The 6,672-nt window shown below is 72.5% G+C and carries 6 protein-coding genes and 1 pseudogene; 6 read left to right on the top strand and 1 reads right to left on the bottom strand.

All coding sequences use genetic code 11. From position 1 onward, the window contains the following. Positions 1 to 802 (top strand): annotated as a pseudogene (locus AC1D15_RS13685) (hypothetical protein); the annotation flags it as partial. Positions 803 to 809: 7 nt separating this feature from the next. On the opposite strand, the gene AC1D15_RS13680 reads toward AC1D15_RS13685, so the two are convergent. After that, a complete protein-coding gene (locus tag AC1D15_RS13680) occupies positions 810 to 1,448 on the bottom strand; it encodes a cysteine hydrolase family protein (protein WP_477826408.1) in 639 nt (212 codons plus the stop codon). A 111-nt stretch (positions 1,449 to 1,559) separates the two neighbouring features. Here AC1D15_RS13680 and AC1D15_RS13675 point away from each other — a divergent pair, with 111 nt between their 5' ends. From AC1D15_RS13675 to AC1D15_RS13655, 5 genes are all read left to right on the top strand, one after another. Next, complete coding sequence (locus AC1D15_RS13675; protein WP_477826407.1) at positions 1,560 to 2,525, top strand: GlxA family transcriptional regulator; 966 nt, start codon at positions 1,560 to 1,562, stop codon at positions 2,523 to 2,525. 135 nt (positions 2,526 to 2,660) lie between these two features. Beyond that, positions 2,661 to 3,128 carry a glycine zipper 2TM domain-containing protein gene (locus AC1D15_RS13670; RefSeq protein WP_477826406.1) on the top strand — a complete coding sequence of 156 codons (468 nt, stop codon included), beginning with the start codon at positions 2,661 to 2,663 and terminating at the stop codon, positions 3,126 to 3,128. A gap of 70 nt (positions 3,129 to 3,198) precedes the next feature. Beyond that, complete coding sequence (locus AC1D15_RS13665) at positions 3,199 to 4,038, top strand: DUF72 domain-containing protein (RefSeq protein ID WP_477826405.1); 840 nt, start codon at positions 3,199 to 3,201, stop codon at positions 4,036 to 4,038. Between the two features lie 97 nt (positions 4,039 to 4,135). Continuing rightward, entirely contained in the window at positions 4,136 to 6,307 is a 2,172-nt protein-coding gene (locus tag AC1D15_RS13660; protein ID WP_477826404.1) for a winged helix-turn-helix domain-containing protein, read from the top strand. A 6-nt stretch (positions 6,308 to 6,313) separates the two neighbouring features. After that, positions 6,314 to 6,672: winged helix-turn-helix domain-containing protein (locus AC1D15_RS13655; protein ID WP_477826403.1), on the top strand; the 359-nt coding region annotated here is incomplete at its 3' end.

The following is a 6,672-nucleotide window of genomic DNA, read 5'->3' as shown; positions in this document are numbered from 1 at the left end:
CGAATCGACGGTGCAGGGCCGCGCCGCCGACTTCGAGCAGCGCTTCTGCTACGACCGCTTCTGGATCGACGCCGGCATGGCGCCGCGCACGCGCTACCTGTGCAGCGGGCATTCGCTGATCGTCGTCGGCGACGCCCGCTCCACCTTCTACAACTGCCGCGACCGCGGCGTGCTGGCGCAGTTTCGCCACCAGCATTTCCTGCTGTTCCTGATCGCGCACTTCCAGAAGGCGGCGCTGCTGAGTTTCTCGGACACGCTGGTCGAGGCCTTGCGGCAACTCGACATCGGCCACCCCGCCAGCGTGCGGCGCTTCAAGCGGGCGATCCGCGCGAGCTTCGAATCCTTCCTGCGCTTCACGCACCGCTACTGGTTCCATTCGGTGTCCGACCAGGCACAGGTGCGCGCGTTGTTCCACATGTGCTCGACGCACCTGGGGCTCGATGCGCTGTACGCCGAGGTGAAGGAGCGCATCGCCGACATGAACAGCTACCTCGACGCCGACAGCCTGCGCCGCCAGGCCAACACGGTGGTGCGGCTGACGGTGGTCACCATCCTCGGGCTGGTCGGAACCGTGACGACCGGCTTCCTCGGCATGAACCTGCTGTCCGAGGCCGACGCGCCGCCCGGGCGCAAGCTGTGGCTGTTCGGCATCGTGTTCGTCGCGACGACGGTGCTGACCTTCTACACGATGGCCAAGTCGAAGGGCCTGTCAGACTTCCTCGATGCGCTGAGCGACGAGCGGCTGTCGGTGTGGACCAAATTCAAGGCGCTGCTGGCGGTGTGGCGCCGGCCCGTCGACTGATCACTGATCAGGCCGGCACGGCGGCCCGCGCGCGTGCGTTCGACGCCGGGATGTTGTCGCGCGCCATCGTGCGCCCGGCCTGCACCGCGGCGATCCAGTCGTCGGTGCCGGTGACCGCGGCGAAGCGGCTGTGGAACACGACGCTGAACACGCGGTGGATCTCCTCGGCGCTCGCCCGGCCGGCGGCGTTCTCGTACGACAGCGCGCCGCTCGCGTCCGACAGCAGCTCCACCGCGAAGCCGCGGTGCGTCGCCTCGATCACCGTCGACGCATTGCAGTTCTGCGTCATGTAGCCGACGATGCTCAGCGTGTCGATGCCGGCCGCGGCGAGCCAGTCGGCGAAGCCGGTGCCGGTGAAGACGCTCGGCCACTGCTTCTCGATGAGGTGGTCGCGCGCGCGGCTCGCCACCACCTCGTGCAGCGCCCAGCCGTGCGAACCGGTCGCGAACAGCGGCGCGGTCGCGGCCTCGCTGTGCTGCACCACCAGCACCGGGATGCCGGCCGCGCGCGCCGCATCCATCGCGCGGCCGATCTGCAGCAGGCTGCCCGCCACCGGCGGGTGCTCGATCGGCAGCTTGCCGCTGACGTACTCGTTCTGCACGTCGATGACGATCAGCGCACGGCGCGGGGTGGGCAGGGTGGACATGGCATTTCTCCTGGAAGGGGGACGGCTGCGTGCCGTCGACGGGATCGATTGTTCGCCCGATCGCGGCCCGGCGACAGTGGCCCGAATACCCGACTTCGATAGGATCGGGCCATGAGATCGCCCGAACCGCACCGTGTCGCCGTCGTCGCATTCGACGGCATCAGCCCGTTCCACCTGTCGGTGCCGTGCATGGTGTTCGGTCCCGACATGGCCGGCGACGGGGTGCCGCCGTTCCGGCTGCAGGTCTGCGCCGGCGAGACCGGCCCGCTGCGCACGACCGCCGGTTTCACGATCGGCGCCACGCAGCGCCTCGCGGCGCTGGCACGGGCGCACACGATCATCGTCCCGTCGTGGCGCGATGCCGCCGAGCGCCCGCCCGAGGCCCTGCTGCAGGCGCTGCGCCGCGCGCATGCCCGCGGTGCGCGCATCGTCGGGTTGTGCATCGGCGCCTTCGTGCTGGCCGAGGCCGGCCTGCTCGACGGACGCCGGGCCACCACGCACTGGCACCTGGCGGCGGAATTCGCACGGCGCTTTCCGCAGGTCGAGCTGCATGCCGAGGTGCTCTATGTCGACGACGGCGACGTGCTGACCTCCGCCGGCACGGCCGCCGCGATCGACTGCTGCCTGCACCTGCTGCGCGAGCTCGCCGGTGCCGAGGTGGCCGCGCGGGTTGCGCGGCGCATGGTGGTCGCGTCGCACCGGCAGGGTGGCCAGGCACAGTACATCGAGCAGCCGCTGCCGCGCAGCGGGGCGGACCAGCGGCTCGCGGCCGTGATGGCCTGGGCGCTCGCGCGGCTCGACCAGCCGCATGGCCTCGACGGGCTGGCGGCGCGCGCGGCGATGAGCCGGCGCAGCTTCACGCGGCATTTCCGCGCGGCCACCGGCACCACGGTGCTGCAGTGGCTGCAGAACCAGCGCCTGGCGCGCGCGCAGCGCCTGCTCGAGACCGGCACGAAATCGATCGAGGCGGTGGCCGCCGAGGCCGGCTTCGGCTCGGCGCTGTCGCTGCGCCAGCTGTTCGCGGCCCGGCTGTCGGTGACGCCCACCCAGTACCGCCGCGCCTTCCGCGGCCGCTGACGCGCGGGCGCCACTGTCGGGCAACGACTACAGCGGCATGCGCCGGGCACCGACGCGGCCGCGCGGTCGCCGCCGATTCGTACGCGACCTGCCGGCGCGGACGATGGCACCGTCGGTCCACAACAGGAGCAGACCATGATCGCTCGATCCATCGCTTCCCTCGCTTCCATCACCGTCGCCGCGGCCTTGTGCGCCTGCGGTTCCGCGCCGCGCGACGAGCGCCGGACGGTCGCCGAGGCACCGGTGGCCGCTGCGCCGGCGCCGGCCTATGCCCAGTACGGCCGCGTGCGCGACATCGAGGTGGTGCCGGTGGCCAGCCGCACCTCGGGCGGCGGTGCGGTGCTCGGGGCCGTGCTGGGCGCCGTGGTCGGCAACCAGATCGGCTCCGGCACGGGCCGCGTCGCGGCGACCGGGGTCGGTGCGGTGGCCGGCGGCGTGGTGGGCAACCAGATCGAGCGGCGCAACCGCCGCGACGACGAGATCTACCGCGTCAGCGTGCGCTTCGACAACGGCAGCGTGCAGAGCTACGACTTCCAGCGCGTCGACGACCTGCGCGTCGGCGACCGCGTGAAGTGGGAGGGCGGCCAGCTGCACCGCGTGTAGGGCCCGGTTGTCACTTGCTGTCAGGGCACGGTTGCGGGGATGATCGCGCTTCACTTCCGGGAGCAAGCGCGTGGGTATCTCTGAATCGACAGCGCCTGAATCGACAGCCCGCAGCCTGATCCGCGTCGGCATCGGCGGCTGGACCTACGAGCCCTGGCGCGACAACTTCTTCCCCGCCGGCTGGCCCCATGCGCGTGAGTTGGAGTACGCGAGCCGCCGGCTCACCGCGATCGAGGTGAACGGCACCTACTACAGCACGATGAAGCCGGCCACGTTCGCCAAGTGGCACGACGAGACGCCGGACGGCTTCATGTTCGCGCTGAAGGCCTCGCGCTTCTGCACCAACCGGCGCGTGCTGGCCGAGGCGGGCGAGTCGATCGGGCGCTTCATCGGCAGCGGGCTGTCCGAGCTGCGGTCCAAGCTCGGCCCGATCGTCTGGCAGTTCGCACCGACCAAGCGCTTCGATGCGGCCGATTTCGAGGCCTTTCTCGAGTTGCTGCCCGCCGAGGTCGACGGCCGGCCGCTGCGCCATGTGATGGACGTGCGGCACGACAGCTTCCGCTGCGCGCCGTACCTGGAACTCGCGCGCCGCCACCGCGTCGCGACGGTGTTCACCCATTCCGACGACTACCCGTCGTTCGCCGACGTGACCGGCGATTTCGTCTACGCCCGGCTGATGTCGGCGCAGGCGGCCGTGCCGACCGGCTACGAGCCGAAGGCGCTGGAGGCGATCGCCGGTTGCGCGAAGCACTGGGCGTCCGGCGGCGAACCCGACGGCCTGCCGCGTGTGGAAGCCCCGCGCGATGCCGCGCCRCGCGACGTGTTCATCTTTTTCATCAACGGCGCCAAGGAGCGGGCGCCCGCCGGCGCGATGGCCCTGATCGAACGCCTGGGCCGGCCGGCCCCGTGAGAATGTCCCGCGGCCGGCCAATGCCGCGGGCGGGCTGCACAGTTTCTCGACGATCTCTCGCTACAACGGCGGATCACCGCCAGCGAGTGCAGCGCTCTTGGACATCCAGCAGTTCCGTTTCGAAGACATCGAGGTCGACGCGGCAACCCGCCAGGTGACGCGCGCGGGCCAGGCCGTGCGCATCGAGCCCAAGGTCTTCGACGCACTGGTATTGCTGCTGCGCCATCGCCACCGGGTCGTCACGAAGCAGGAGCTGCTGGCCGTGGTGTGGCATCGCATGATCGTCACCGACGGCGTGATCGCACGCACGGTGATGAAGGTGCGCCAGGCGGTGGAGGTGGCGGGCAGGCCGCCGGCCGTGAAGACCATCCACAGCATCGGGTACCGCTTCGTGGCCGAGGTCGAGGAGGGGCCGGCGCGGGCCGTCGACCGCGGGGCCGAGGCCGCATCGGCGGCGGCCGGCGCTGCCGGTGTGGCCCGCATCGCCGTGCTGCCGTTCGCCAACGACACCGGTGAGCTGGCGAACGCGTGGATCGACCTGGGGCTGATGTCGACCACGGTCGACGAGCTGACGCGCCTGCTCGGCCCGGCCGCGGTGGTGCCGGTCGCGCACCTGCTGGCGGTTGCCACGGCGTTCGATGCCGAGCCGGCGCTGGAGGCGCTGGCCGGCCAACTCGCACCAGCGCTCGGTCCTGTCGAGGTGGTGCGCGCCGCCATGTCGCGGGCGGCGGGAGGTGTGCTGACGCTGGGCTTCGCGGCGCACGGCCCGACGCTGGGCACGTTGTGCGGCAGCATGGTGGGCACCGATCCGGTCCGGTTGTCGCAGCAGCTGGCGCAGCGCATCGCGGCCCGCGTTTGCACAGGCCGGTCGTGCGACGACCGCTTTGCGGCGCAAGCCCATGCGCGTGCGTTGAAGGCGCTGGACGAGCAACGGTGGGGTCGCGCCGAGGCGTTGTTGCGCGTGGCGATGGACCAGCGGCCCCACGACCCGCAGCTGCAGCTCGATCATGCGCACTGCCTGGTCGGGCAGCGCGACCCACGCGCGCTCGGGCTGCTGGAGGCCGCGCTGTGCGATGCGCGACAGGATCGGCACGCCGCGCGTGAACTGCGCGCACTGCACCTGCTGGCGGCCTGCCGGCATGCACGCGGTGAACTCGCCGAGGCCGAGCGCCTGCTCGGCGATGGCTTGCGCCAGGCCGAGTCGACGGGCGATGCTGCCGCCGAGCTGCAGCTGCTGCTGGCCAGTGCCGAGACGCTCACCTGCCTGGACAAGCCGGCCGTCGCCACCTGGCTGCTCGACCGGGCGGCGGCGCTCGCGACGCGGCTCCAGCATCCGTCGGCGATGGCCCACCTGTCCGACGTGCGCGGGCGCATCGCGCTGTACCGGGCCGAGGCACCGTATGCGCTGCAGTCCTTCGAGGAGGCCGCGCGCTTCAGCGAGCAGCACGGCCTGAGCGCGGGCGCCGCCTACAGCCTGACGCATGTCGGCCATTGCCTGCGCGACCTGGGCCGCATGGCGGATGCGGCCGGCTGGTACCGGCGCGCGTTCGATCATGCGGTGCGCTCCGGTGATCCCTGGGCCTGCGGGCTGACCGGCGTCTGCGCGGTGCGGTTCGCGAGCGGGCCGCTGGCCGACCCGGCCCCCTGCGACGCGATGCTGGAGCGCATGCGTCGCGGCGCCGCGCTGCCTGCGGCGATCGACCTGGCCGAGGCGTGGATCCTCGCGCGCAGCGGGCGCCTGCAGCAATCCGCGGAGGTGCTCGATCGCGCGCAGCGTGGCCCGATCCGCAGCCCGAGCCTCGGCTACCACGTGGCGGTGCTGCAGGTGCGCGTGCTGGTGCAGCTGGGCCTGCTCGCGCCGGCGCTCGAGCTGTCGAACGCGTTGCGCGCGCGCGCGGCGGGCCGCCTGCAGCGCGCGATCCGCGGTTCGAGCCTGCACCTGCGCGCGCTCGTCGCCGCGGCCGAAGGGGAACTGCAGCCCGCGCTCGCGCTGCTGCACGACAGCCTGCGCGAACAGTTGCCGTCGATGGCGCGCTGCGACGCCTTGTTCGACGCGGTGTGGCTGCACCTGCAGCTCGGCGAGCGCGACGAGGCGCGCGAACTGCTCGCGTCGATCGAGCCCTTCATGCAGGCGGCCGTCGCGAGCGGGTACGCCCCCGCCCTCGCGGTGCAGGCGCGTTGGCAGGCCGCGGCCGGCGAGGCCGATGGCCTGCCGAGCCTGCTCGAGCTGGCGACGCCTCGCCACCGGCCGGCGCTGCAGCCGGCCTGAGCGGCCATGGCAGCGAGCAGCAGCCCGGACCGCGGCGACGACACCGTGGCCTGGCGTTTCGGCGAGTTCGAACTCGACGGCGCGCGACGCACCGTGACGCGGTCCGGCCGGCGCCTGCGCCTGTCCGCGCGCGCGTTCGACGTGCTGCTGTACCTGGTGCGCCATCGCCACCGAGGCGTCGCCCGCAGCGAGCTGATGGCCCGCTGCTGGCCGCGGCCCGACGTGACCGACGGCGTCGTCGCCCGGGTCGTGATGTCGTTGCGGAAGGCGCTGGGCGACCTCGACGCGCGGCAGGGGCTGGTCCAGACCTTGCCGCGCGCCGGCTACCGGTTTGCGGCGCCGGCGACCGCGTGCGCGGTCGGCGC

It is taken from the genome of Rhizobacter sp. P2_H2, assembly GCF_056403375.1.
The sequence above is the reverse complement of the archived record's forward strand: the minus strand, read 5'-3'. Positions and strand labels throughout refer to the sequence as shown.

Excerpts from the sequence above, each read along its gene's own strand:
- AC1D15_RS13680 (WP_477826408.1), bottom strand. The coding sequence starts at position 1,448 with ATGTCCACCCTGCCCACCCCGCGCCGTGCGCTGATCGTCATCGACGTG.
- AC1D15_RS13670 (WP_477826406.1), top strand. The coding sequence starts at position 2,661 with ATGATCGCTCGATCCATCGCTTCCCTCGCTTCCATCACCGTCGCCGCG.
- AC1D15_RS13675 (WP_477826407.1), top strand. The coding sequence starts at position 1,560 with ATGAGATCGCCCGAACCGCACCGTGTCGCCGTCGTCGCATTCGACGGC.